Source organism: Saccharothrix obliqua, assembly GCF_019375475.1.
Classification (GTDB): domain Bacteria; phylum Actinomycetota; class Actinomycetes; order Mycobacteriales; family Pseudonocardiaceae; genus Actinosynnema; species Actinosynnema obliqua.
The window spans coordinates 437,819-462,000 of the sequence record NZ_JAHXGQ010000001.1; the positions used below are offsets into that span (position 1 = coordinate 437,819).

Below are 24,182 nucleotides of genomic sequence, written 5' to 3' on the forward strand. Positions count from 1 at the left end.
AGCTCGACCAGACTGTGCCGGCAACAAGCCGGCACCGCAGGATGCCGACCCAGGCGGGGCGGCAACGCTGATGGAGGTTCGCGTGCTCGGCGCATTCCGCTCGGCTCTCGCGACGCCGGACCTACGTAAGAAGATCCTCTTCACGCTGGGGATCATCGTGGTGTACCGGTTGGGTGCGACCATGCCCGCGCCGGGCGTCTCCTTCAAAAACGTCCGCGAATGTATCGACTCGGTCGACCAGCAGGGCATCTACTCGCTGATCAACCTGTTCAGCGGCGGTGCGCTGCTGAACTTGTCGATCTTCGCCCTGGGCATCATGCCCTACATCACCGCGAGCATCATCATCCAGCTGCTCACCGTGGTCATCCCGCGGTTCGAGCAGCTGAAGAAGGAGGGTCAGGCGGGTCAGAACAAGCTGACCCAGTACACCCGCTACCTGACCATCGCCCTCGCGGTCCTCCAGTCGACCGGCATCATCGCCCTGGCCGTGCGCGGCCAGCTGTTCGCGAACTGCCAGGTCCCGGTCATCCCGGACCAGAGCGTGTGGAACCTGACGGTCCTGGTCGTCACCATGACCGCCGGCACCAGCATCATCATGTGGCTCGGTGAGATCATCACCGAGAAGGGGATCGGCAACGGCATGTCGCTGCTGATCTTCACCGGCATCGCGGCCCGCATCCCGGCCGAGGGCCAGCTGATCTGGGCCCGCGGCGGCCTGACCTTCTTCCTGGTCTGCGTGGCGGCACTGCTCATCATCGCCAGCGTCATCTACGTGGAGCAGGCCCAGCGCCGCATCCCGGTCCAGTACGCGAAGCGCATGATCGGCCGCCGGATGTACGGCGGCACCTCGACCTACCTGCCGCTGAAGGTGAACCAGGCCGGCGTCATCCCGGTCATCTTCGCCTCGTCGCTGCTGTACCTCCCGGACCTGATCTCGCGGCTGACCGCCTCCACCGACGGTTCCCAGCCCGGCTGGTTCGCGACCTTCGTCGCCACCCACCTGGTGAGCCAGTCCAGCCCGGTCCACGTCTCGCTGTACTTCCTGCTGATCGTCTTCTTCACCTACTTCTACGTCGGCATCACGTTCAACCCGGACGAGCGGGCCGACGAGATGAAGAAGTTCGGTGGGTTCATCCCGGGTATCCGACCGGGTCGACCCACCGCCGAGTACCTCCGCTTCGTCCTGGGGCGGATCACGCTGCCGGGCTCGATCTACCTCGGTATCGTCGCCATCCTGCCGAACTTCTTCCTGGACATCACCGGCCAGGGCCAGAACCAGAACTTCCCGTTCGGCGGCACGGCGGTGCTGATCATGGTCGGCGTCGGCCTCGACACTGTTAAGCAGATCGAGAGCCAGCTCATGCAGCGCAATTACGAAGGGTTCCTCCGCTAGTGCGACTCGTTCTCGTCGGCCCGCCCGGAGCGGGCAAGGGCACGCAGGCCCAGATCCTCAGCACCACGCTCGGCGTGCCGCACATCTCCACCGGGGACCTCTTCCGCGCCCACATCGGAGGGCAGACCGAACTCGGCAGGGAAGTCAAGCAGTACCTGGACGCCGGTCAGCTCGTGCCGGACGAGGTCACCGTCAACATGGTGCGCGAGCGCCTCGACGAGCAGGACACCGCGGCCGGTTTCCTGCTCGACGGGTTCCCCCGCACCACCGCGCAGGCCGACGTGCTCACCGGCCTGCTGGACGCGAAGGGCCAGCGCCTCGACGCGGTTATCGAGTTCGACGTGCCGGAGGACGTCGTCGTGGAGCGGCTGCTCGCCCGCGGTCGCGAGGACGACAAGGAAGACGTCATCCGCCACCGGCAGCAGGTGTACCGCTCGGAGACCGCGCCGCTGCTGGCGTACTACCGGAACATCCTCGTGACGATCGACGCCGTCGGCTCCGTCCAGGAGATCAGCGAGCGCGCGCTCAAGGCGCTGCGCGCGAGCGAGTGACCGGCCTGATCAATGCGCTGCGCAGAGCACTCCCCGGCGGGCAAGACCGCATGATCGAGATCAAGAGCCGCGGCCAGCTGGAGGCCATGCGGGCCGCCGGCCTGGTCGTGGCACGCACCCTGGCGCTGCTGACCGAGCACGCGAAGGTCGGCGTCAGCACGGCCGAGCTGGACGAACTGGCCGAGCAGAGCATCCGCGACGCGGGCGCCGTGCCGAGCTTCAAGGGTTACCACGGGTTCCCCGCGAGCATCTGCGCGAGCGTCAACGAGCAGGTGGTCCACGGCATCCCGAGCCGCACGCAGATCCTGGCCGAGGGCGACCTCATCTCGATCGACTGCGGCGCGATCCTGGACGGCTGGCACGGCGACTCGGCCGTGACGCTGCCCGTGGGCGCGGTGACCGAGGCGGAACGGAAGCTGTCCGAGGCGACCCGCGAGTCGATGCTCGCGGGCATCGCGGCGGCGGTGCCGGGCGACCGGCTCAGCGACATCTCGTTCGCCATCGAGGCCGCGACGGTCCGCGCGAGTGAACGCGACGGCGTCGAGTACGGCATCGTCGAGGGCTACGGCGGCCACGGCATCGGCACGAAGATGCACATGGACCCGTTCCTGCCGAACTACGGCAAGCCCGGCAAGGGGCCGCGCCTGAAGGTCGGCATGGCGATCGCCATCGAGCCGATGCTGACGCTGGGCAGCGAGCGCACCGTGGAGCTGGACGACGGCTGGACGGTGATCACCACCGACGGCTCGCGGGCGGCCCACTGGGAGCACAGCGTCGCGATCACCGATGACGGCCCGTGGGTGCTCACCGCTCCTCCGGAGAACTGATCGCCGCGGGTGCGGTGGTCCCCACCGCCGAACGGGGGCCAGCCCCCTTCTCGACCCGGGCGGACCACGCCACCATGGACGTCGTGAGCCACCCCGTGCGCCCCGAGGAACTGCGGGCCTCCGACGCCGAGCGCGAGTTCGTGCAGCAGTGGCTGCACCGGGCCCACGTGGCGGGCAGCCTCGACCTGGCCGAGTTCGACCTCCGGGTGTCCCGGGCGTGGTCGGCGACGACGCGCGGCGAGCTGGCGGCGCTCACCGCCGACCTGCCGCGGACGGCGCTCACGGCGGACGTCTCGCCGGCAACCACACCGACAGCACCGACCACGCGCCCCGGCGGCCGACCGGTGCTCGCCGCCCTCACCACGATCTGGCTGAGCCTGAGCGCGCTCAACTTCACCCTGTGGCTGCTGGTGAGCGTGCTCGGCGGGAACGGGCCGGTGCACCCGTGGTTCCTCTGGGTGGTCGTGCCCGCGGGTTCCGTGCTCGGCGTCGTCCGGCTGATGGGCCGGCCGCGGTGAGCGACTTCCGGGGCAACGACCGGGCGGTGGTCGCCTCCGCCCTCGCCCGCGCCCGCGCGGAGGGCCGGCTCACCGACGCGGAGTACGAGGAGCGGCTGAACTCGGTCAACGCCGCCGAGACCTACGCCGCCCTGGTGGCCCTCACCGGCGACCTGCCCGCGGACGGCCACGCGCCGCCCACCGCGCGCGCCGCACCGCGACGGCTCCGCCCGACCACGCCCCACCCGTCTCACCAGCCCAAACCCGTCAACCACCAGCGCCTGGTCGCCGGAGTCGTCGTGGCGGCGGCGTGCCTCGCCGCGTACGCCCTGCTGCTCCTCGCGACCTGATTTGGGCATCCACCACAACCCGCGTACTATGGACAGGTGGCGCACACGTAGCGCCGGTTCCGCCATGCCTGTGACGCTTGACCCACGGGGCCTGGCAGGGTTCGCAAGGGCCTTGAAGGAGTCGGGGTTCCGCGTGCCCGCACCCAGTGGAATTACCCACCGTCACGAAACGCGGAGGACATGGGCAAGAAGGACGGGGCCATTGAGGTCGAGGGCCGCGTAGTCGAGCCGCTCCCCAACGCGATGTTCCGCGTCGAGTTGGAGAACGGGCACAAGGTCCTGGCACACATCAGCGGCAAGATGCGTCAGCACTACATCCGTATCCTCCCCGAGGACCGGGTTGTCGTGGAGCTCTCGCCCTACGACCTGTCCCGAGGGCGCATCGTCTACCGCTACAAGTGACCTCCACGGTGTTCGCACGACGTCGAACACCTGGCTAGCAGCAGGAGAGCTCAGGCGTGAAGGTCCAGCCGAGCGTCAAGAAGATCTGCGACAAGTGCAAGGTGATCCGCCGTCACGGCCGGGTCATGGTGATCTGCGAGAACCTGCGCCACAAGCAGCGCCAGGGCTGATCAGCGCCGAGCACGAGGTCGTGGTCCCTTCCTCGGACGCGACAACGTAAAGCAAGCCTCTTCGCACCTGCCCACCCGGTGAAGCCGGGTGCGGCACACCCCCGGACTCCAGGCCGGGGCCGGGACGCCGCCCGTGAGAGCGGACGGCACTGACACAGCGAGTCAGTCCCGGGAGCGGGCGGGGAGCAGACCTGGAGCGAACCGACAGGAGCAAGCGCCGTATGGCACGACTCGCTGGCGTCGACCTCCCCCGCGAGAAGCGGATGGAGATCGCGCTCACCTACATCTTCGGCATTGGTCGCACCCGCTCCAAGGAGCTGCTGACCGCCACCGGGGTCTCCGCCGACCTGCGCGTCAAGGACCTGGGTGACGACGACCTCGCCAAGCTGCGGGACTACATCGAGAACAACTTCAAGGTCGAGGGTGACCTCCGCCGCGAGGTTCAGGCCGACATCCGCCGCAAGATGGAAATCGGCTGCTACGAGGGCCTGCGCCACCGTCGCAACCTGCCCGTCCGCGGGCAGCGCACCAAGACGAACGCGCGCACTCGCAAGGGGCCGAAGAAGACCGTTGCGGGCAAGAAGAAGGCCGGCAAGAAGTAAGACCTCGCGACACCCCCAGAACAGGGAACAGTAGGAGATCACCCAGACATGCCACCCAAGTCCCGCACGGGCGCCGGGGTCAAGAAGGTCCGGCGCAAGGAGAAGAAGAACGTCTCGCACGGCCAGGCGCACATCAAGAGCACGTTCAACAACACCATCGTGTCCATCACGGACCCGCTGGGCAACGTGATCAGCTGGGCGTCCGCCGGCCACGTCGGCTTCAAGGGCTCCCGCAAGTCGACGCCGTTCGCCGCGCAGATGGCCGCCGAGAACGCCGCCCGCAAGGCCGCCGAGCACGGCATGCGCAAGGTGGACGTGTTCGTGAAGGGTCCCGGCTCCGGCCGCGAGACCGCGATCCGTTCGCTGCAGGCCGCCGGCCTGGAGGTCGGCACCATCCAGGACGTGACCCCGCAGCCCCACAACGGCTGCCGCCCGCCCAAGCGGCGCCGGGTCTGAGGCACGGGGAGGAGTAAGCACACATGGCTCGCTACACCGGACCGGCCACCCGCATCTCGCGCCGGCTGAAGGTCGACCTCGTCGGCGGTGACCAGGCGTTCGAGCGCCGGCCGTACCCGCCCGGCCAGCACGGCCGCGGTCGCATCAAGGAGTCGGAGTACCTGCTCCAGCTCCAGGAGAAGCAGAAGGCCCGCTACACGTACGGCGTGCTGGAGAAGCAGTTCCGCCGCTACTACGAGGAAGCGGTCCGCCGCACCGGCAAGACCGGTGAGAACCTGCTCCAGATCCTGGAGTCCCGGCTGGACAACGTCGTGTACCGCGCGGGTCTCGCGCGCACGCGCCGCCAGGCCCGCCAGCTCGTCAGCCACGGGCACTTCCTGGTCAACGGCCAGAAGGTGAACATCCCCAGCTACCGGGTGTCGAAGTTCGACATCATCGACGTGAAGCCGAAGTCGCTGCCCACGCTGCCCTTCGAGGCGGCGCGCGCGTCGTTCGGCGAGCGGCCGATCCCGGCGTGGCTCCAGGTCGTGCAGTCGAACCTGCGCGTCCTGGTGCACCAGCTGCCGGAGCGGGCGCAGATCGACACGCCCGTCACCGAACAGCTCATCGTCGAGCTCTACTCGAAGTGATCCTCCCGGGGGACGGCCCACGCCGTCCCCCGGTCGGGTCCCGCGGCGGCACGGAATGGTGTGCCGCGCGCGTTCGCCGGTCTCCGCGACTGGCACTCCCGGCGTCATATGGCGGGCGTCGGGTTGAGAAAGGAAGAACCCAGTGCTGATTTCCCAGCGCCCCTCGCTCAGCGAGGAAGCGGTCAACGAGACCCGCTCCCGGTTCGTCATCGAGCCGCTGGAGCCGGGCTTCGGCTACACCCTCGGCAACTCCATCCGCCGCACCCTGCTGTCCTCCATCCCCGGCGCCGCCGTGACCAGCATCCGCATCGACGGCGTGCTGCACGAGTTCACGACCGTGCCCGGGGTCAAGGAGGACGTCACCGACATCATCCTGAACCTCAAGGAGCTGGTCGTCAGCTCCGAGGAGGACGAGCCGGTGACCATGTACCTGCGCAAGCAGGGGCCGGGCGCGGTGACCGCGGGCGACATCGTGCCTCCGGCCGGTGTCACCGTGCACAACCCCGACCTGCACATCGCGACCCTGAACGGCAAGGGCAAGCTGGAGATCGAGCTCGTCGTCGAGCGCGGTCGCGGCTACGTCCCCGCCGTCCAGAACAAGCAGGCCGGTGCCGAGATCGGCCGCATCCCCGTCGACTCGATCTACTCGCCCGTCATGAAGGTGACCTACAAGGTCGAGGCCACCCGTGTCGAGCAGCGGACCGACTTCGACAAGCTGATCCTCGACGTGGAGACCAAGCCCTCCATCACGCCGCGCGACGCCGTGGCGTCGGCGGGCAAGACGCTGGTGGAGCTGTTCGGCCTCGCACGCGAGCTGAACGTCGACGCTGAGGGCATCGAGATCGGACCGTCGCCCGCCGAGGCCGACACCATCGCGGCGTTCGCGATGCCGATCGAGGACCTGGACCTGACCGTCCGGTCCTACAACTGCCTCAAGCGCGAGGGCATCCACACGGTGGGCGAGCTGGTCTCGCGCAGCGAGGCGGACCTGCTGGACATCCGCAACTTCGGTGCGAAGTCGATCGACGAGGTCAAGATGAAGCTCGTCGGCCTCGGCCTCGCGCTGAAGGACAGCCCTCCTGGGTTCGACCCGTCGGCCGCCGCGTCCGACTACCCCGCCGAGGGCTGGGGTGCCGCGGACACGGGCGTGGACACCCACGACGACGGCCAGGACTACGCGGAGACCGAGCAGCTCTGAGGCCGTCTGACGGCCGGGCCGGAGCAGAGGATCAGGAAGAAGTCCGAGGAGCAATACGATGCCTACCCCCACCAAGGGACCCCGTCTCGGTGGGTCGCCGGCCCACGAGCGGCTCATGCTGGCCAACCTGGCCACCTCGCTGTTCACGCACGGCCGGATCACGACCACGGAGGCGAAGGCCAAGCGCCTGCGCCCGTACGCCGAGAAGCTGATCACCAAGGCCAAGGCCGGCGATCTGCACAACCGCCGTGAGATCCTCAAGGTCATCCGCGACAAGGACGTCGTCCACAAGCTGTTCGCGGAGATCGGCCCGCAGTTCGCGGACCGCGAGGGTGGTTACACCCGCATCACCAAGACGCTGCCGCGCAAGGGCGACAACGCCCCCATGGCCGTGATCGAGCTGGTCGCGGAGAAGACCGTCACCTCCGAGGCGGAGCGCGCCCGCAAGACCAAGTTCGCCAAGGACGAGGCCCCCCAGGCCACCGAGGCGGCGGACGAGGCCAAGGCCACCGAGGTCGCCGACCAGGACGCGGAAGCGCCCGAGTCGGCCACCAAGGACGCCGACGCGAAGCCCGCCGAGGGCGCTTCGGACGAGGCGCCCGCCGACGAGGCGAAGGCCGAGAGCAAGAAGGACGAGTCCTGACGGATTCGCCCGCCCGCGAGCCCGTCGTCCCCACCGGGGGCGACGGGCTCGTTCGTGTGCGCCTGGACCTGGCGTACGACGGCACCGGGTTCTCCGGCTGGGCACGTCAGCCGGACCGCCGCACCGTGTGCGGGGTGCTGGAGGACACCATGTCCACCGTGCTGCGGGAGGACGTGAACCTCACCGTCGCGGGTCGCACCGACGCGGGCGTGCACGCCGCGGGCCAGGTGGCGCACGCCGACCTGCCCGCCGCCACCGACGTCGCCGGCCTGCCGCGCCGGCTGGCCCGCGCCCTGCCCGCCGACGTGCGGGTGTTCGCGGCGCGGGTGGTGCCGACCGCGTTCGACGCCCGCTTCTCCGCGCTGCGCAGGCACTACGAGTACCGGGTGACCGACGCGCCGTCGGGCGCGCACCCGCTGCGGCGGCTGGACACGCTGGCGTGGCCGCGTCCGCTGGACGTGGGCGCCATGAACGCCGCCGCCGCCCTCCTGCTCGGCGAACGGGACTTCTGCGCCTTCTGCAAGCGTCGTGAGGGCGCCACGACGATCCGCGAGCTGCAACGGCTCACGTGGGAGCGCACGGGGGACGTGTTGACCGCGCACGTGTCGGCGGACGCGTTCTGCCACTCGATGGTGCGCAGCCTCGTGGGCGCGCTGCTGGCCGTGGGCGAGGGGCGCAAGCCACCGGAGTGGCCCGCGTCCCTGCTGCGGCTGACCGGCCGGTCCAGCGAGGTCACCGTGGCGCCGCCGCACGGGCTGTCCCTGGTGCGCGTCGACTACCCGGACGACGCGCACCTCGCGGAACGGGCGCTGGTCACGCGGAACGTGCGCGTCGCACCGTCCAGTTGAGCCAGGCGATCCCGCCGAGCGGGATCTCCAGCAGGAACGTGAAGAGCGCGAACAGCAGGACACCCGCGACGGCGGGCGCGGCGGGGGTGCCGAGCGCGACCAGCAACGCGATGGTGCCGTTCTCGCTCACCCCGAACCCGCCGGGCGTGATCACGGCGAGGGTGAGCAGGCGGCTCACCGCGAACGCGGCGATCAGGGCGGGCAGGCCCAGGTTCGTGCCGGTGACCGCGAGGCAGCACCACAGCAGCAGCGCCTGGAGCACCAGGTAGGCGATCATGCCGAGGGTCATCCGCACCCAGCCGTCCCGCACGACCTCGGCGTTCTGCCTGCGCAGCCGGACCACGAACCGGCGGGCGCGGCCCCTGAGCACGCCGCTGAGCCACCGCAGGCGGGTCAGCACGATCGTGACCGCCAGGAGGACCGCCGCGGTGGTCACCGTCGCCGCCAGGACGCCGTGGCCCAGCACGGCCGCGCCCTGGATGGCGAGCGCCACCACCGGCAGGGCGACCCGGCCGAGCGCGTTCCACAGGCCGCTGACGATGGTGGAGGTGGCGATGGCGCGGGCGCGGTGGCCCCAGCCGGCCGCCATGACGGCGGTGACCGCCACGCCGGCCGCGCCGCCGAACGGCAGCAGGTTGCTGACCGCGCTGCCCGCCGCGTTGAGGGTGAACGCCTGGGTGTTGCGCAGGCCGGGCAGGGAGCCGGTGAGCACGTAGGTGTAGGCCCACAGCCCGGCCAGCCACAACGCCGTGAGGCCGATCAGGGCGACCGGGCCGACGCCGCGCAGCTGGTCGCCGATGGCGGCCCAGTCGACGCCGCCCACGGTGGGCACCATCGCCACCACCAGCCACCCGGCCAGGGCGAGGGAGGCCAGCGACGCGAGCACCCGCAGCCAGGTCCGGCCGCGCGCCGGTCGCGCGGCGTGCGCGCCGGTGGTGCCCGGGGTGTCGGTCATCGGGTCGGAGATCATCCGCGTGTCGGAGGTCACCGGGCCCGCAAACGCTTGCGCTCGACGTACCACTCAGTGCCCATCACGAGGCTGAACAGGGGTTTCGGCAGGCTGAGCAACGCACTCACCGTCCGCGTCTGGTCCCCACCGGTCGTCTGCGTCGCGTGTGCCGCGAGCGCCTCCCGCTTCTGGGTGGCGTAGCGGCGTACGTTGACGGTGTGAGTGATCTCCGCGCGGGGGGTGTACGCGGATTTGAACGGGGTCATGTCGAACTTGCGTGCCAGCCTGGCCAGTCGCAGGCCACGCAGCAGCAGGGTCCGGTCGACCGTCGCCTCCCACACCCTGGGTGTACCCGCCAGTTCCGCGGCCAGCCCCCCGACCCGGTGCACCTGCACGTGGTCGGGGTGGCCGTAGCCGCCCGTCGGGTCGTACGTCGTGAGCAGGTCGGCGTTCTCCTCGTGGAGGATCTCGGCCAGCCGTCCGGCCGCTTCCGCCACGTCCGCTCGGGCGAATCCCGTCGAACCGTCCAGACCAGAGTCCTCATAACCGAGAAACTCGACCCGTGCGCATCCGAGGGCCTTCGCCGACGCGTGGGCCTCCTTGGTCCGGACCGCGCCCAGGTCGCCCCGGGCGGAGGACAGGCCGCGCTCGCCCGCGGTCGCGACGACCAGGACGACGCGGTGGCCCTCGGCCGCCAGGCGGGCCATGGTGCCGCCGGTCAGCAGGGCCTCGTCATCGGGGTGGGCGTGGAAGAACACGCAGGTTCGGGTCACAGGTGTAAGAGTGTCAGTTGCTCTGTTAGGCGGCTTGACGGGAGTCCAAGTGTCGATCATCCACGTCACCGACTGCTTTCTCCCGCGGTTGGGCGGGATCGAGGTTCAAGTCGCCGGCCTCGCCGACGCGCAGCGCGGGGCGGGCGAGCGGGTGCACGTCGTGACGGCGACCCGGCAGGCCGAGCGACCACCGGGGTACGAGGTGCACCGGGTGGCGATGCGCTTGCCGTGGAACCTGCCAGTGCATCCCCGCGCGGGCAAGCACATTGATCGAATTCTCGCCGAACTTCGGCCGGAAGTCGTATACGCGCATGTGGGCGCCATCTCACCGTTCGCGTGGTCGGGCATCCGCGCGGCGTTGCGGCTGGGGGTGCCGACGGTCGCGGTCGTGCACAGCATGTGGGACCCGGCGGTGCGGCGCGTGTACCGCTGGCTGGACCGCCTGGAGGGCTGGACCCGCACGCCGCTCATGCTGGCCGCGGTGAGCACCGCGGCGGCGGACCGGATGCGTGCCGCGCTCCCCGGTGCGGAGGTTTCCGTGGTGCCCAACGGCATCACGCCGGTGCGCTGGCGCGGTGCGCCGGACCGGCGGCCCGACGGGACCGTCCACGTCGTGTCGGTCGGGCGGCTGGCGCCCCGCAAGCAGCCGATGAAGCTGCTGGAGGTGCTGCTGGAGGCCCAGGACAAGGTCGGCAACCTGCGGGCGACCATCGCCGGCGCAGGTCCGGAGATGGCCGCGATGCGCCGGTTCCTGCGGCGCAACCACGTGGACTGGGTGTCGTTGCCCGGTCGGCTCGACCGGGAGGCCATCGGCCGGTTGCTGGCGAGCGCGGACGTGTTCGTGAACCCGACCGTGGCGGAGGCGTTCGGCCTGGCGACGCTGGAGGCGCGGACCGCGGGGGTGCCCGTGGTGGCGTTGCCCGGCACCGGGGTGGCGGACTTCGTGCGTGACGGCGTGGAGGGCGTGCTGACGCACGACCTGGTGGGCGGCATCGTGCGGCTGGCGACCGATCCCGCCGAGCGGCGGCGGATGGCCGAGCACAACCGCGCCACGGAGCCGCCGTGCACGTGGCCGCGGGTGCTGGAGGCGTTGCGCTCGTGCCGCGAGCGCGCGGAGGGCAAGACGCGCGAGGTGGCGGGCCGCCGCTGAGCCCGCCACCGCCGGCGGCGGTCAGTCGCCGCGCCGGACCGCGCCGAGGATCTGCTGCTCGCCCGGGGTGGTCACGAGGCGCAGCGGGCGCCAGAGGTTCGCGCCGAGCGCGATCACCTGGTCGTCCTTCAACGTGGTGAGCTGGTGGGCCATCTGCGGCGGCAGGCGCCAGATCTGGCTCGCCAGCTGCGCCTGGCCCACCGGCAACCGCTGCAACAACACCAGGTCCGCCGAGTTCGCGGTGGTCGCCGCCTGCGGGTGCAGGTACGGCAGGACGTACATGGTGGTCTGCCACGGCGACCGCGGCGGGAACAGCTCCTGCGGCACGTGGCCGCCGTCGTGGATGACCAGCAGCGGGGTGTCCTCGGACGGCCGGGGCAGTTCCACCGGGCTGAGCCGGCGCAGCTGCACCAGCGGCGAGGGCCGCCCGTCCGGGCCGGTGCCCGCCGCGCGCACCACCGGCTGCCACGCCTGCGGCCGGCCGGTGGCGATGGTGATCCACGCGCCGGTCGCCATGGCGCGCAACGCGATCTGCCGCGCCAGGTACAGCCCGCCGACCACGACCATGCGGGTCGGCGCGGACCGCAGCACGGAGATGGTGAGCGGTTCGCCCTTCAGGCCCGAGCCGAGCACCATGCCGCCGCGGTCGCCGGACGGCGCGACCACGTCCAGCAGCTGCGGCGCGACCAGGAACTCGGGTGCGACGCCCTGGCCCTGCCCACGCGTGTCCAGCAGCCGCGGGTCGGTCACGCCACACCCCCCAGCGGGAGGGTGGCGGCCAGGCCCGCGACCTGGAGGCCGTTCAACGGGGTGAGCGTGATGTCCAGCTTGTCCGACAACGCCTTCAGCCGGTCGTCGGCGCGGTCCAGTTCGGACGGCGTCCGCGCGGACACCCGCACCAGGCCGCGCAGGCCGACCTGGCCCTGCTCGCTGCTCGGCGAGATCGTCATGGACAGCGTCGAGGACAACGCGCGCACGCCGGTCAACGCGTTCAGGTTGTTGCGCATACCCTTCGCGGGCCAGCCGGTGATCGCGTACGACGCGTGCCCGACACCGCCCGCCGTCACGCCGGACCACTTCTCCCGCAACGACACCGGCTTGTTGGCGCCCGCCACGGAGGTCAGCTCGGCGGCCGAGATGCCCGCGCGGATCAGCTCGTCCGAGTCCAGCGGTCGGATCGCGACACCCGCGGACTCCAACGCGTTGCGCACGCGGGACAACGCGCCGATCAACGCCCGGTGCGCGCCGACGACGCCGCCGCCGCGCTCCCGGATCGCCGCCGCGCACCGCCGCGGGTCCAGCCGGACCGCGATCCAGGTGGTGCGCCGGGACGCCGCGGGCAGCGGGCCGAGCACCTCCATGTACGAGTTGAGCGCCGGCGAGTTCGCGGGCAGCGCCGCGCTGCCCGGGTAGCAGTGCCAGATCACGGAGATCGCGTCCAGCACCACGCCCCGGTCCTCCAGGGTCGGCGCGAGCGCGCCCAGCGGGAGCGACGGCGCGCTGCCCACGGCCGTGATCAGGCCGGGCGCGGGGTCCACCAGCAGCACGGCGGTCCACGCGCCCTGGTGCCACGCCATGCCCAGCGGGCGGCGCTCGTGGTCGACGCCCTTGGCCACCACCAGGTCCGGCACGGCCAGCCGCAGCAACGCGACGCGCGGGTCGTCCGGTCCGATGACCGACGTCTCCTCCTCCGACGGCGGTCGCATCTCGACCGGGCCGGCGCGCTTCGCGGACCGGGTGTGGCCGCGGAGGTTGTAGCGGACGACGAGGCCGATCCACTGGGTCAGCCACCGGCCGCGGGAGCGGGTGAACGCGAGGACCAGGGCGATCAGCACGATGCCGCCCGCCGTGTAGAGCAGGGCGGGTGCGACCCGGTCACCGGTCGTGCCGACGGCGACCAGGATCAGGCCCACCGCGACGCCGACCTCCAGGACCACCAGGTTGGCGACCGGCAGGGAGCCGAGGCTGGCGCCGGTGGCCCGGCGGCGCGCCCGGAGCAGCGCGGCGCGCACGGCGCCACCGGCGGCCTGCGCGCGTGCCATGGCAGGGTTGGGCGGACCCGGATGTGGGGTGGTCACGGACATCCGATCTGGTTCTCTCTCCCGTCGGGTGCGGCGGTGGCCGATCGGGTCTGACCAACCCGCACACGCGCCACCCGCCGTCCGGCTATCGTGCAGACCGTACCGCGACTGGGAGAGCAGCGAGCCAGAATGGCATCAACACCCACCACCAAGTCACAGGTCCAGGCGTACCGATTCGTGCTGCGCCGGATGCAGTCCGCCCTGGTCCGCCGGGACGCGGTGATGCTGCACGACCCGATGCGCACCCACTCGCGCGCCACCGCCGTCGGTGTGATCCTCGGCGTCATCGGCATGATCGGCTTCCTGGTCTTCGGCTTCTTCTCACCCGACCCGAAGATCGACGACGACACGCAGATCGCCATCAGCAAGGAAACCGGCCAGGTCTACGTGGTGCGGCGCGGTCCAACCCAGCTCGTCCCGATGACGAACCTCGCGTCCGCGCGGCTGCTGATCCTCAACCAGCAGAGCCCGGACAAGGCGCAGAACGGCGTGGGCGGCGGCGACGCGCAGGCGGGCCAGGTGAACGCGTCGCAGGTCGCGGGCGGCGAGCCGAAGCTGGTCAGCGAGAAGGCGTTGGCGAAGCTGCCCAAGGGCAGGCTCACCGGCATCCCGGACGGGCCGGACTCGTTGCCCGCCAAGCAGGAGGACCGGATCGGCGCGGAGTGGGGCGTGTGCGACACGCTCGACCTGGACGAGACGCTGAACAACCCCACCGCCAAGAACAAGTTCGAGACGACGGTGCTGGCGGGCATGAGCGGCGGGCAGCTCCTGGACGGCAACAAGGCGTTGCTGGTCCGCGCGGGCACCGACGACAAGCAGGCGTACCTGATCTACAAGGCGCCGGTGAACTCCAAGATCACCTCGACCTCCACCGTGCGGGCCAAGGTGGACCTGACCAAGGCCGACGTGCAGACCGCGTTGAACCTGCGCGGCAAAACCGTCCGCGCGGTGAGTTCCGGTCTGCTCAACGCGATCCCCGAGGCGAAGCCGCTGCGCGCGCCGGAGATCCCGGGCCTCGGCGAGCCGGTGACCTACCTCAACGGCGTCAACCTGGAGGTGGGCGACGTGATCGAGGTCGTCCGCACCGGCGCCGACCCGGTGTTCTACGTGGCGCTCAAGGACGCGCTCCAGGAGATCAGCCGGGCCGCGGGCGACCTGATCCGCGCCGCCTACGCGCAGGGCGCGGAGGCCAAGAAGGTGGACATCGCGCGCATCGACACCCGCAAACCCGCGCAGGCGCTGGACTTCCTGGACTACCCGAGCGAGGTGCCGGACGTCCTGGAGCCCAACCAGAACAACCGCGTGGTGTGCTTGAACTGGCGGGCCGAGAACGTCAACGCGGACAACCGTTCGCAGCACACGCAGGTGACCATCGCGCCGTCGCTGCCGGTGCCGTCCGACGCCGTGGCGGTCGACATCAACCAGGTCGGCGCGACCGGCGAGGTGGTCGGCCAGTTCATGATGGCGTCCGGCAAGTCGGCGGTCGTGCGCTCGGCGACGTCCACCCAGGACTTCCGCAGCGGTCCCATCCACCTGGTGACCGGGCGCGGCGTGAAGTACGGCATCCCGGACACGGTGGTGAGCGGCGCGCTCGGCCTGGGCGACCAGTTCACGCCGGGGCCGGAGTCGATCCTGCGGCTGCTGCCCAACGGGCCGCAGCTCAACCGCAACGACGCCATCCGCAGCTGGGACTCCATCCCGGTGCCGAAGAACCTGGGTCAGCTCCCGGAAGACGAGCAGAAGAAGGCGAACGGCGGCTGATCGGCGGAACCACCGCACCCCGGACGCCGTCACAGCGGTAGGAGGTGTCCGGGGTGGAAGAGGTGTCACGACCCGCCGTCCCGGCGCGCACCGGCCGCATCGCGGTCGACGCGCGCTGGGTCGAGCTGTACGCGAAGCGCGTGGACGAGGCGGCGGAGGAGCTGGACCGCGCCCGCGCCGGGCTGCGTGCCGAACCGGTGCGGGCGGCCAGTTTCGGCGAATTGGGCCGGACCCTGCGCAGTGCCGAGGCGTACCAACGGGCGGCGGGTGTGCTGCACCGGCAGCTCGACCGGGCGTGCGACGTGCTGACGTCGGCGGCCCGTGGGCTGCACGCCGTGGCCGAGCACTACGGCTCGCGGGATGACGAGGCCGTCGCCCTCATCAAGAACGCCGACCGGCGGTAGGGGGTGACCGCGGTGCGGGGCAAGGACGGCGGGCAGGTCGCGGCCGAGGTCGGCGCGGAACTGGACTACCTGAGCGGGATCAGCCGCCGGCTGGGCGTGCGGGACCTGGTGGAGGAGTGCTTCGCGCCGGTCGTCGGCACGTGGAACGACCTGCACGAGGAGGCCGAGCGGTGGCGTGCGGCCGGGTTGGTCGCGGAGCACGTGACGCGGGACCTGACCAAACCGCTGGGCAAGCTGGACTCCGCGTGGCAGGGGCGGGACGCGGATTCGTTCGTGACGCACATGCAGTCCGTCGGCCTGGCCGGGCACGACATGTCCGACGCCATGCACGCCATGGGCGAGGCGCTGGACCAGACCGCGGACGGCATCCGGGACATCGTGACCGACATGGCGCGGGTGCTCGCGGAGGCGGCGGACGCGGTGTCCGGTGCGGCGGCGCTGCCGCTGGACGGCGACCGCCGCGTGGTCGAGGCGCTGGACGAGCTGCGGGACCCGGTGCGGGAGCTGCACGAGTCCGTGCGTGACGTGCTGGAGGCGTTCCTGCGGTTGTGCGACGGGGTTTCCGGCGCGTCGGAGTTCGACGAGGTGCGGATGGAGCACCGGTACCCCGAGCGGGACTGGGCGTTCGACGCGCCGAAGCCCAAGCCCCTCACCGCCGCCGCGGTCGGTGACGCGCCCGCGCCGGCCGGTGCCGCCGCCCCCGCTGCTCCCGCCGCTCCGACGACTCCGGCCGGTGGTGCTTCCCCGGGTGGCGGCACACCCGGCGGTGGTGCTCCTCCCGGCGGCGGTGGGGTCGGCGGCGGTGGGGTCGGCGGCGGCGTGCCGGGCGCGGCCCCGCGTGAACCGCAGCTCCAGCCGGGCGGGGTGACCATGGTGCAGGAGCCGAAGCTCCCCGACGCCGGTCCGCGCCCCGCGCCGACCGCCGCGCCCGCCGCGGGCGGCGGTACCGCCACCGGTGGCGGGATGATGGGTGGCGGGATGATGGGCGGCATGGGCGCGGCCGGCCAGCAGGGCGGGGACAAGGAGCACAAGTCCAAGGTCCGCCTCGCGGGCACCACCGAGGAGCTGTTCGGCAAGCCCAAGAAGACCGTGCCGGAAGTGCTCGGCGAGGACTGAACCGGCGAGCCGTTCCCCGCCGGACGACGAAGAGGGGCCGCCCACCGGGCGGCCCCTCCCGCGTGTCGGGTCAGATCACCGAGCGGCGCACCGGTGTGGTGCGGCGGGCGCGGTTGCGGTTCACCGTGTGCACGATGAACAACGTCAGCAGCAGCAGGCCCACGCCCGCGCCGGTGCCGGACAGCGCCACGATCAGCGGCGTGTGGTCCGGCGGGTTCAGCGGGTCGAGGTCGGTCATCAGCTGCGGCGGGTCGGCGGGCTTGACGCCCTTCTCCGACGGCAGTTCCGCGGTGAGCGCCGCGATCGGGTTGATCATGCCCGCGCCGACCTTGTGGTCCCGCCCGCCGGGGTTGCCGGGGTGCTGGGCCGTCGCCTTGACGCGGTCCATCACCTGGTGCGCCGTGAGGTCCGGGAACCGCTGCCGCACCAGGGCCACCACGCCCGCCACGTACGGCGACGCGTAGCTGGTGCCCTGGAGGGGGCTCGGGGTGCCCTTCTCGTCCACGCGCGCGTCGGACAGCCCCTCACCCGCCGGGTCCAGGGTGGTGATCTGCTCGCCCGGCGCGGCCACGCTGACCCACGGGCCCCACACCGAGAACGACGACACCGTGCCCTTCTCGCTCATCGAGGCCACGGACAGCACGTTGTCCGCGTACCAGCCCGGCGAGGCGACGATGTTGACGTGGTCCGGGTCCTGGTTGTCGTTCTGCACCGAGCAACCGTCGTCGGGCTCGACGTTGCCGGCGGCCGTGACGATGACCACGTCCTTGTCGTTGACCGCCCAGTCGATCGCGGCCTGGAGTTCGCGCTCCTGCTCGCTCGGGGCGTTGGGCAGCTCGCACGACGTCAGCGAGATGTTGATGACCCGCACGCCCGCGGTCGCCGCCGCGACGATCGCCTCGGCGAGGGTGCGCACCTTGCCCGCCGACGGCCGGTTGTCCCGGTTGGCGGGGTCCTTGTACTCGAAGTGGCTGCTGGTCTGGCGGTAGGCGACGACCTCGGCGTCGGGCGCGGCGCCGACGAAACCGGTCTGCTCGTCCCGGCTGGCGGCGGCGATGCCCGCGACCTCCGTGCCGTGGCCGTCGCAGTCGGACGTGCCGCCCTTCTCCGTCTCCACGTAGTCGCCGCCGGACGTGACCCGGCCACGCAGGCGGGGGTGGTCGGCGTTGACGCCGGTGTCGATGATGCCGATCTTCACCCCGGCGCCGGTCGCGAACCGGTGCGCCTCCTCCAGCCGGAGCTGCATCTGGCCCCACGGCTTGTTCGGGATCGGCCGGTTGCCGGTGCCCGACCGGACGCACTGGGTCTTCTGCGCGTAGTCCACGTCCTCGGCGGGCGGCTTGAACGGCTTGAGGTAGCCGCGGTCCACCGGTGGCGGGGTCGAGTTGGACTTCGCCTGTTCCTGCGCCTGCGCGCCGGGTGCGCCGACCAGCGTCAGCGCCACGGCGGTCGCGGCGGCGAGCTTGCGCGCGGTGCGGTTCACGGGATCAGGCCGGGATCAGCTGGCGCATGGCCACGTACAGGTCCATCACGGCGAGCGCCAGCGGCAGCACCGCGGCGATCAGGATGGCTTCCAGCACGTCCACCGTGCGGCGCAGCACCGGGGAGAACTTCTGGCCGGGGAAGATCACGCCGAGCACCAGGGCCGCCGCGCCGACCAGCACCAGCGTGCCGAACACGAACAGCAGGCGGTTGTCCGGCGTGGCCTCGACCAGCCAGCCGACCAGCACGCCCGCCGCGGCCACCATGCCGGAGGCGAGCAACGCCACGGCCTGCGCGCCGTTCGCGTACGCCCGGCCGCGCAGCAGCAGCACCAGCGCGACCACCACGGCCAGGATCGGGCCGAACACGGTGCCGTCGCCCGCGGCGATCACCGAGAACACCGCGGCGATGCCGCCGCAGCCGATGATCATGCCGGTCAGGTACTCGTGCGCGTTGGCGGTGCGCCGCTCGATCACCGCGTACTCGGGGAACCCGGTGTCCTCCTTGAGGTCCTCGGCACTGCCCGGCACGGTCGGCAGCGGCAGCTTCGCGAGCTGGATGGTCAGCCGGGGCAGCGCGGACAACGCCGCCAGCGACACCGCCGCCGTGGCCGCCGCGATGCCGACGACCGGGTGGTCCACGAAGATGCCGATGAGGAACGCGAGGCCGCTCAGCGCGCCCGCCGTGGCCGCCGCGATGAACACCGTGATGCCGCGCCCGATGAGCAGGATCGCCGCCGCCGCGAAGATCAGCACCAGGACGCTGGCGAGCAGCAGGTTCGGTCGGCCGATCGCGCCGGGCACGGTGTAGAGGCCCGCCACGTACGCCATGGGCAGCCCGCCCGCGGCGGCGATCAGCACGCCGGTGCCGGTCGCGTCGTAGGAGCGGGCGATCACCGCGCCCGCCGCCAGCGCCACCACGGCCGCGACGCCCGCGCTGATCGCGGGCCACAACCCGCTGCCGCCGACCAGCGGGCCGGACAACAGCACCGCGACGGCGGCCATGATCAACGCCAGCGCGCCCGCGAGGTGCCCGTAGCGGCGGGCCGTGTCCTTGGTCCACGGGCGGAAGCTGTCCGGGTCGGACTCCGCGATCGCGTCCACCACGTCGTCGTACAGCGGGGGCGGCGGGTTCTCGTTGCGCTTGCGGAGCTGGAGCAGCTCGCCGTCCACCACGCCCAGCGACGCGAGGGTCCGCGCCGGGTCCAGCGGGCTGTCGCCCAGCTTCGCCAACGCCCACCCGCCGTGCCGCACACCACCGTCCGGAGTGGCCTCCTTGGCCATGTCCAGCAGCATCGGCAGCAGGTCGGCCACCGCCACGTCGGCGGGCAGCGCGACGTCGATACGCGTTCGCGGCGCAACCACCGTCACCCGGCTGAACACCGTCGTACCGGTCGCCACCAGCGCCCCCTAAAGTCCTTGTCGCTCATATCTGCCTGTGGGCCGCACCGACCCTATTGGTCCGCGTCCGCGCGCCCACCGGGCGGCCCCAAGTATGGCCGCATCGGCTGTTCCGGCAGGGCGGTTCGGCGGAACACGTCGCCACCGGTATTTTCGCCGACCCACCGCCGCCCGCCGGGCCGATGCGCCATAGTGTCGGTTGCGACTGGTTGCCGCACCCCTGCGTGCGTTGGTTCGAGAGTGTGAAGAGGTGCCTGTTAGGTGAGCACGTTGCAGTTCAAGCGCACGGCACGCCTCGCCGCTCCCCGTCCGCCCGGCGGTGAGGTCCACCTCGAACCGCCGCCCGAGGTGCCCCGGGTCATCCCCGGCAACATCATGATGAAGGCGATGCCGGCCGTCATGATCGTGTCTTCCATCGGGATGATGGTCCTGATGTTCAGCTACAGCAACAAGAACCCGGCCGCCATGATCATGCCCGGCATGATGATGATCTCCACCATCGGCATGATGGCGGGCGGCATGGGCTCGGGCAAGGGCCAGAAGAAGGCCGAGATGAACGAGGACCGCAAGGACTACCTGCGGTACCTCGGCCAGATGCGGGACCGGGCCCGGGAGGCGGCCAACGAGCAGCGCGCCGAGCGCGAGTGGGTGCACCCGGACCCGCAGGCGCTGTGGTCGCTCGCCACCACCCGCCGCATGTGGGAGCGCAGGCAGAACGACCCCGACTTCTGCCACCTGCGCGCGGGCCGCGGCTCGCAGCGCCTCGCGACCCGCCTGGTGCCGCCGCAGACCGGACCGGTCGAGGAGCTGGAGCCCATCGCGACGCTGGCGCTGCGCCGCTTCGTGCGCGCCCACTCGCTGGTGCCCGACCTGCCGATCTCCATCGCGCTGCGCGGGTTCGCCGCCGTCGGCCTGCTCGGCGAGACCAACGCCAAGCGCGGCCTGGCGCGTGCCCTGCTGGCGCAGATGGCGACCTTCCACTCGCCGGACGACCTGCTGATCGCGGTCGTCACCACCGGGCGCACCAAGGCCGAGTGGGAGTGGATGAAGTGGCTGCCGCACGTGCAGCACCCCACCATCGTGGACGGCATCGGCCAGATGCGGATGATGGCCGGTTCGCTGACCGAGGTCGAGCAGATGCTCGACGACCACCTGCGCGACCGGCAGCGGTTCACCCGCAACGCGCCGCCGCCCGCCGACCAGCCGCACATCGTGATCGTGATCGACGACGGCGACGTGACCCGGGAAGAGCAGATCATCCTGGAGGAGGGGCTGGTCGGCGTCACGCTGCTGGACCTGTCCGAGTCGCTGGGCAACCTGACCGCGCGGCGCGGCCTGCGGCTGGTCATCGAGGACGGCAAGCTGGGCGCGCGCAGCGCGAGCGGCGTCGAGTGGTTCGGCTCGCCGGACTGGCTGTCCGCGGTCGAGGCGGAGGCGCTGGCCCGCCGGCTCGCCCCGTACCGGATCGGCGGCGTCGACGCGGGCGGCAGCGACGAGGACCCGCTGTCGATGTCCAACAACCCGCCGCTGATCGAGTTCCTGGGCCTCCAGGGCGACCCGATGACGTTCGACGTGCAGCAGGCGTGGCGGCCCCGGCCGGTCCGCGACCGCTACCGCGTGCCGTTCGGCATCGGCGAGTTCGGCCAGCAGGTCGAGCTGGACATCAAGGAAGCGGCGATGGAGGGCATGGGTCCGCACGGCCTGTGCATCGGCGCGACCGGTTCCGGCAAGTCGGAGTTCCTGCGCACCCTGGTGCTGGGCCTGCTGGCCACGCACTCGTCCACGACGCTCAACATGATCCTGGTCGACTTCAAGGGCGGCGCGACGTTCCTCGGCCTGGACAAGGCGCCGCACGTCGCGGCGACCATCACCAACCTGGCGGGCGACCTGACCCTGGTCGACCGCATGAAGGACGCCATCGCGGGCGAGGTGGCGCGTCGCCAGGAGGTCCTGGCGAAGGGCAACTACAAGAACGTCTGGGACTACGAGAAGGCCCGGGAGAACGGCGCCGACCTCGACCCGCTGCCCGCGTTGTTCATCTGCATCGACGAGTTCTCCGAGATGCTGACGGCGAAGCCGGACTTCATCGACATCTTCCTCCAGATCGGCCGCGTCGGCCGGTCGCTCCAGATGCACATGCTGCTCGCCTCGCAGCGCCTGGAGGAGGGCAAGCTGCGCGGCCTGGACACGTTCCTGTCCTACCGGATCGGTCTGAAGACGTTCTCCGCCGCCGAGTCGCGTGCCGCGATCGGCGTGCCGGACGCCTACGAGCTGCCGCCCATCCCGGGCTCCGGCTACCTGGGCGTGCAGGGTTCGCCGCTGACCCGGTTCAAGGCGCTGTACGTGTCCGGCCCCTACCGGCCCGCCGGTCTCCAGGTCGCGGGCCCGTCGGCGGTCGTGTCCAGCGACAAGCGGCCCCGCTTCTTCGTGCCGGACTACATCGAGGTGCCCAAGGAGCCGGTGAAGCCGATCGAGCCGGTCAAGCAGGAGAAGAAGGAGGACAGCAACGAGCCCAGCGAGCTGGAGGTCATCGTCGAGCGCCTGGTGGGCCAGGGCCCGCCGGCGCACGAGGTGTGGCTGCCGCCGCTGAACGAGCCGCCGTCGCTGGACACCCTCCTCCCGCCGCTCCAGCCGACCGAGGACCGGGGCCTCACCTCGCCCGGCTTCTTCTCCAACGGCAAGCTCCAGGTGCCGCTCGGCGTCGTGGACAAGCCGTTCGAGCAGCGGCGCGACCTGCTGTGGGCGGACTTCTCCGGCGCCGCGGGCCACGGCGCGATCGTCGGCGGCCCGCAGTCCGGCAAGTCGATGATGCTGCGCACCATGATCACGTCGATGGCGCTCACGCACACCGCGGAGGAAGTGCAGTTCTACTGCCTCGACCTCGGCGGCGGCACGCTCGCGTCGCTGGAGAAGCTGCCGCACGTCGGTGGTTTCGCGTCCCGCCTGGACGTCGACAAGGCCCGCCGCATGGTGGCGGAGCTGAGCGGCCTGATCGCGGAACGCGAGCTTCGGTTCCGCGCGCAGGGCATCGACTCCATGGTCGAGTTCCGCAACCGCAAGCGGCGTGGCGAGATCCGCGACGACGACTTCGGCGACGCGTTCCTGGTCGTCGACGGCTGGATGAACTTCCGCCAGGAGTTCGAGGCGCTGGAGCCGCAGGTGCAGGCGCTGGCCGCGCAGGGCCTCTCGTACGGCGTGCACGTCGTGGTGGCGGCGAACCGCTGGGCGGAGATCCGGCCCGCCATGAAGGACCTGCTCGGCACGCGGTTCGAGCTGCGGCTCGGCGACCCGAGCGAGTCCGACGTGGACCGCAAGGTCGCGATCAACGTGCCCGCCGGGCGGCCGGGCCGCGGCCTGTCGCCGCAGAAGCTGCACTTCCTCACCGCGCTGCCGCGCGTCGACGCGTCGTCCGACCCGGAGACCGTCGCGCACGGCGTGCAGGACATGATCGCCAAGGTGTCCGGCGCGTGGCGCGGCAGGCGCGCGCCGCAGGTGCGGCTGCTGCCGGACCTGTTGCCGCACGCGGAGTTCATGGCGCAGGTGCAGCAGACCAACCCGAACCGGGGCCGGCTGGTGCCGATCGGCGTCAACGAGGACGAGCTGGCGCCGGTCTACCTGGACTTCGACGCCGACCCGCACTTCATGTGCCTGGCCGACGGCGAGTCCGGCAAGACGAACCTGCTGCGCACCATCGTGCGCGGGATCATGAACAGCTACACCTCGTCCGAGGCGCTGATCATGCTGGTCGACTACCGCCGCACCATGCTCGGCTTCATCGAGACGGACCACCTGCTCGCGTACGCGGTGTCGTCGGCGCAGCTCACCGACATGGTCAAGGACGTGCGGGGCTCGATGAACGGCCGCCTGCCCGGCCCGGACGTCACGCAGGAGCAGCTGAAGAACCGCTCCTGGTGGAAGGGCCCGGAGCTGTTCGTGGTCGTGGACGACTACGACCTGGTGGCGCCGCAGGGCGCGCAGAACCCGTTGCAGCCGCTGGCGGAGTTCATCCCGCAGGCGAAGGACGTCGGCCTGCACATCGTGACGGTCCGCCGCATGGGTGGCGCTTCGCGCGCCATGTACGACCCGATCCTGGGCAAGCTCAAGGAGATCTCGGCCCCGATCCTGGTCGGCTCCGGCTCGAAGGAGGAGGGCGCGATCGTCGGCACCCTCAAGCCGTCGCCGCAGCCGCCCGGTCGCGGCACGCTGGTCACCCGCAAGTACGGGCAGCAGCGCATCCAGGCCGCGTGGATCCAGCCCGACTGACCGGGTTCCGCGGCACGACGGGAGAAGCCCCGCTCCGGCGGGGCTTTTCCGCGCTGTGGCGGGTGTACCGGGGTCTCGTGCCGCGGCGGGTGGCCGGGGGTTTCGCGTGCCGCGTCGGGGCGGGTTCCCTTGCCGCGCCGGGCTTCCCCGGGTCGGAGGGGGTGCGGCCGGTTTCCCGGTGGCGTGGACACGGCGCGGAACACGCCGGGCACCGTCCGTAGACTGCGATTCGCGCCG

At 71.5% G+C, this 24,182-nt stretch carries 24 protein-coding genes; 18 read left to right on the top strand and 6 right to left on the bottom strand.

Translation table 11 applies throughout. The features are described from left to right. The first annotated feature begins 82 nt into the window (after positions 1-82). The 13 genes from secY (at position 83) to truA (ending at position 8,566) form a co-directional block, all read left to right on the top strand. Positions 83-1,393: a preprotein translocase subunit SecY gene (gene secY / locus KZQ38_RS02330; RefSeq protein ID WP_219437880.1), complete on the top strand. Its 1,311-nt coding sequence runs from the start codon at positions 83-85 to the stop codon at positions 1,391-1,393. Further along, the gene (locus KZQ38_RS02335; RefSeq protein WP_219437882.1) at positions 1,393-1,944 is read left to right on the top strand and encodes an adenylate kinase; all 552 of its coding nucleotides are present in this window, start codon (positions 1,393-1,395) and stop codon (positions 1,942-1,944) included. Before secY ends, KZQ38_RS02335 begins: the two co-directional genes overlap by 1 nt. A 50-nt stretch (positions 1,945-1,994) precedes the next feature. Continuing rightward, entirely contained in the window at positions 1,995-2,771 is a 777-nt protein-coding gene (gene map / locus KZQ38_RS02340) for a type I methionyl aminopeptidase (RefSeq protein ID WP_219437884.1), read from the top strand. Positions 2,772-2,854: 83 nt separating this feature from the next. Continuing rightward, a complete protein-coding gene (locus KZQ38_RS02345) occupies positions 2,855-3,289 on the top strand; it encodes a DUF1707 SHOCT-like domain-containing protein (RefSeq protein ID WP_219437886.1) in 435 nt (144 codons plus the stop codon). Further along, positions 3,286-3,618 (top strand): DUF1707 SHOCT-like domain-containing protein, encoded by a 333-nt coding sequence (locus tag KZQ38_RS02350; RefSeq protein WP_219437888.1) that lies wholly within the window; start codon positions 3,286-3,288, stop codon positions 3,616-3,618. Before KZQ38_RS02345 ends, KZQ38_RS02350 begins: the two co-directional genes overlap by 4 nt. Before the next feature lie 180 nt (positions 3,619-3,798). Further along, positions 3,799-4,020 carry a translation initiation factor IF-1 gene (gene infA / locus KZQ38_RS02355; protein ID WP_005166804.1) on the top strand — a complete coding sequence of 74 codons (222 nt, stop codon included), beginning with the start codon at positions 3,799-3,801 and terminating at the stop codon, positions 4,018-4,020. Positions 4,021-4,076: 56 nt separating this feature from the next. Then, positions 4,077-4,190 carry a 50S ribosomal protein L36 gene (gene rpmJ / locus KZQ38_RS02360; RefSeq protein ID WP_010148647.1) on the top strand — a complete coding sequence of 38 codons (114 nt, stop codon included), beginning with the start codon at positions 4,077-4,079 and terminating at the stop codon, positions 4,188-4,190. Between the two features lie 221 nt (positions 4,191-4,411). Next, the gene (gene rpsM / locus KZQ38_RS02365) at positions 4,412-4,792 is read left to right on the top strand and encodes a 30S ribosomal protein S13 (protein ID WP_219437889.1); all 381 of its coding nucleotides are present in this window, start codon (positions 4,412-4,414) and stop codon (positions 4,790-4,792) included. Between the two features lie 48 nt (positions 4,793-4,840). After that, positions 4,841-5,248 carry a 30S ribosomal protein S11 gene (gene rpsK / locus KZQ38_RS02370; RefSeq protein ID WP_015105236.1) on the top strand — a complete coding sequence of 136 codons (408 nt, stop codon included), beginning with the start codon at positions 4,841-4,843 and terminating at the stop codon, positions 5,246-5,248. A gap of 23 nt (positions 5,249-5,271) precedes the next feature. After that, the gene (rpsD, locus tag KZQ38_RS02375; protein ID WP_219437891.1) at positions 5,272-5,877 is read left to right on the top strand and encodes a 30S ribosomal protein S4; all 606 of its coding nucleotides are present in this window, start codon (positions 5,272-5,274) and stop codon (positions 5,875-5,877) included. A 142-nt stretch (positions 5,878-6,019) separates the two neighbouring features. Continuing rightward, positions 6,020-7,075 (top strand): DNA-directed RNA polymerase subunit alpha, encoded by a 1,056-nt coding sequence (locus KZQ38_RS02380; protein WP_219437894.1) that lies wholly within the window; start codon positions 6,020-6,022, stop codon positions 7,073-7,075. 58 nt (positions 7,076-7,133) lie between these two features. Beyond that, positions 7,134-7,718, top strand: a complete 585-nt coding sequence (rplQ, locus tag KZQ38_RS02385; protein WP_219437896.1) for a 50S ribosomal protein L17 — start codon at positions 7,134-7,136, stop codon at positions 7,716-7,718. A gap of 56 nt (positions 7,719-7,774) precedes the next feature. Continuing rightward, complete coding sequence (gene truA / locus KZQ38_RS02390; protein ID WP_219437898.1) at positions 7,775-8,566, top strand: tRNA pseudouridine(38-40) synthase TruA; 792 nt, start codon at positions 7,775-7,777, stop codon at positions 8,564-8,566. On the opposite strand, the gene KZQ38_RS02395 is transcribed toward truA, so the two are convergent. Beyond that, positions 8,532-9,554 (bottom strand): lysylphosphatidylglycerol synthase transmembrane domain-containing protein, encoded by a 1,023-nt coding sequence (locus tag KZQ38_RS02395; protein WP_219437900.1) that lies wholly within the window; start codon positions 9,552-9,554, stop codon positions 8,532-8,534. The genes truA and KZQ38_RS02395 overlap by 35 nt on opposite strands. Beyond that, a complete protein-coding gene (locus KZQ38_RS02400; protein ID WP_308258200.1) occupies positions 9,551-10,288 on the bottom strand; it encodes a PIG-L deacetylase family protein in 738 nt (245 codons plus the stop codon). Before KZQ38_RS02400 ends, KZQ38_RS02395 begins: the two co-directional genes overlap by 4 nt. Positions 10,289-10,337: 49 nt before the next feature. On the opposite strand from KZQ38_RS02400, the gene KZQ38_RS02405 reads away from it, so the two are divergent. Next, positions 10,338-11,438, top strand: a complete 1,101-nt coding sequence (locus KZQ38_RS02405; protein WP_219437904.1) for a glycosyltransferase family 4 protein — start codon at positions 10,338-10,340, stop codon at positions 11,436-11,438. 21 nt (positions 11,439-11,459) lie between these two features. On the opposite strand, the gene KZQ38_RS02410 is transcribed toward KZQ38_RS02405, so the two are convergent. Both KZQ38_RS02410 and eccE read right to left on the bottom strand, forming a co-directional pair. Beyond that, positions 11,460-12,188, bottom strand: a complete 729-nt coding sequence (locus KZQ38_RS02410; RefSeq protein WP_308258201.1) for a hypothetical protein — start codon at positions 12,186-12,188, stop codon at positions 11,460-11,462. Continuing rightward, complete coding sequence (gene eccE, locus KZQ38_RS02415) at positions 12,185-13,480, bottom strand: type VII secretion protein EccE (RefSeq protein ID WP_219437906.1); 1,296 nt, start codon at positions 13,478-13,480, stop codon at positions 12,185-12,187. Before eccE ends, KZQ38_RS02410 begins: the two co-directional genes overlap by 4 nt. Before the next feature lie 168 nt (positions 13,481-13,648). Here eccE and eccB point away from each other — a divergent pair, with 168 nt between their 5' ends. From eccB to KZQ38_RS02430, 3 genes are read left to right on the top strand one after another with little or no spacing between them, the layout of a single operon-like run. Further along, a complete protein-coding gene (gene eccB, locus KZQ38_RS02420; RefSeq protein ID WP_219437908.1) occupies positions 13,649-15,280 on the top strand; it encodes a type VII secretion protein EccB in 1,632 nt (543 codons plus the stop codon). A gap of 53 nt (positions 15,281-15,333) precedes the next feature. Next, the gene (locus tag KZQ38_RS02425; RefSeq protein ID WP_219437910.1) at positions 15,334-15,684 is read left to right on the top strand and encodes a hypothetical protein; all 351 of its coding nucleotides are present in this window, start codon (positions 15,334-15,336) and stop codon (positions 15,682-15,684) included. Positions 15,685-15,696: 12 nt separating this feature from the next. Beyond that, on the top strand, positions 15,697-16,800 hold the full coding sequence (locus tag KZQ38_RS02430; RefSeq protein ID WP_219437912.1) for a WXG100 family type VII secretion target: 1,104 nt from the start codon (positions 15,697-15,699) through the stop codon (positions 16,798-16,800). Between the two features lie 70 nt (positions 16,801-16,870). Here the strand turns inward: KZQ38_RS02430 and mycP are convergent, their stop codons facing one another. Both mycP and eccD read right to left on the bottom strand, forming a co-directional pair. Continuing rightward, entirely contained in the window at positions 16,871-18,283 is a 1,413-nt protein-coding gene (gene mycP / locus KZQ38_RS02435; protein ID WP_219437914.1) for a type VII secretion-associated serine protease mycosin, read from the bottom strand. Between the two features lie 4 nt (positions 18,284-18,287). After that, positions 18,288-19,682: a type VII secretion integral membrane protein EccD gene (gene eccD / locus KZQ38_RS02440; RefSeq protein ID WP_219437916.1), complete on the bottom strand. Its 1,395-nt coding sequence runs from the start codon at positions 19,680-19,682 to the stop codon at positions 18,288-18,290. A 261-nt stretch (positions 19,683-19,943) separates the two neighbouring features. Here eccD and eccCa point away from each other — a divergent pair, with 261 nt between their 5' ends. Further along, on the top strand, positions 19,944-23,945 hold the full coding sequence (eccCa, locus tag KZQ38_RS02445; protein ID WP_219437918.1) for a type VII secretion protein EccCa: 4,002 nt from the start codon (positions 19,944-19,946) through the stop codon (positions 23,943-23,945). The last annotated feature ends 237 nt before the right edge of the window (positions 23,946-24,182 follow it).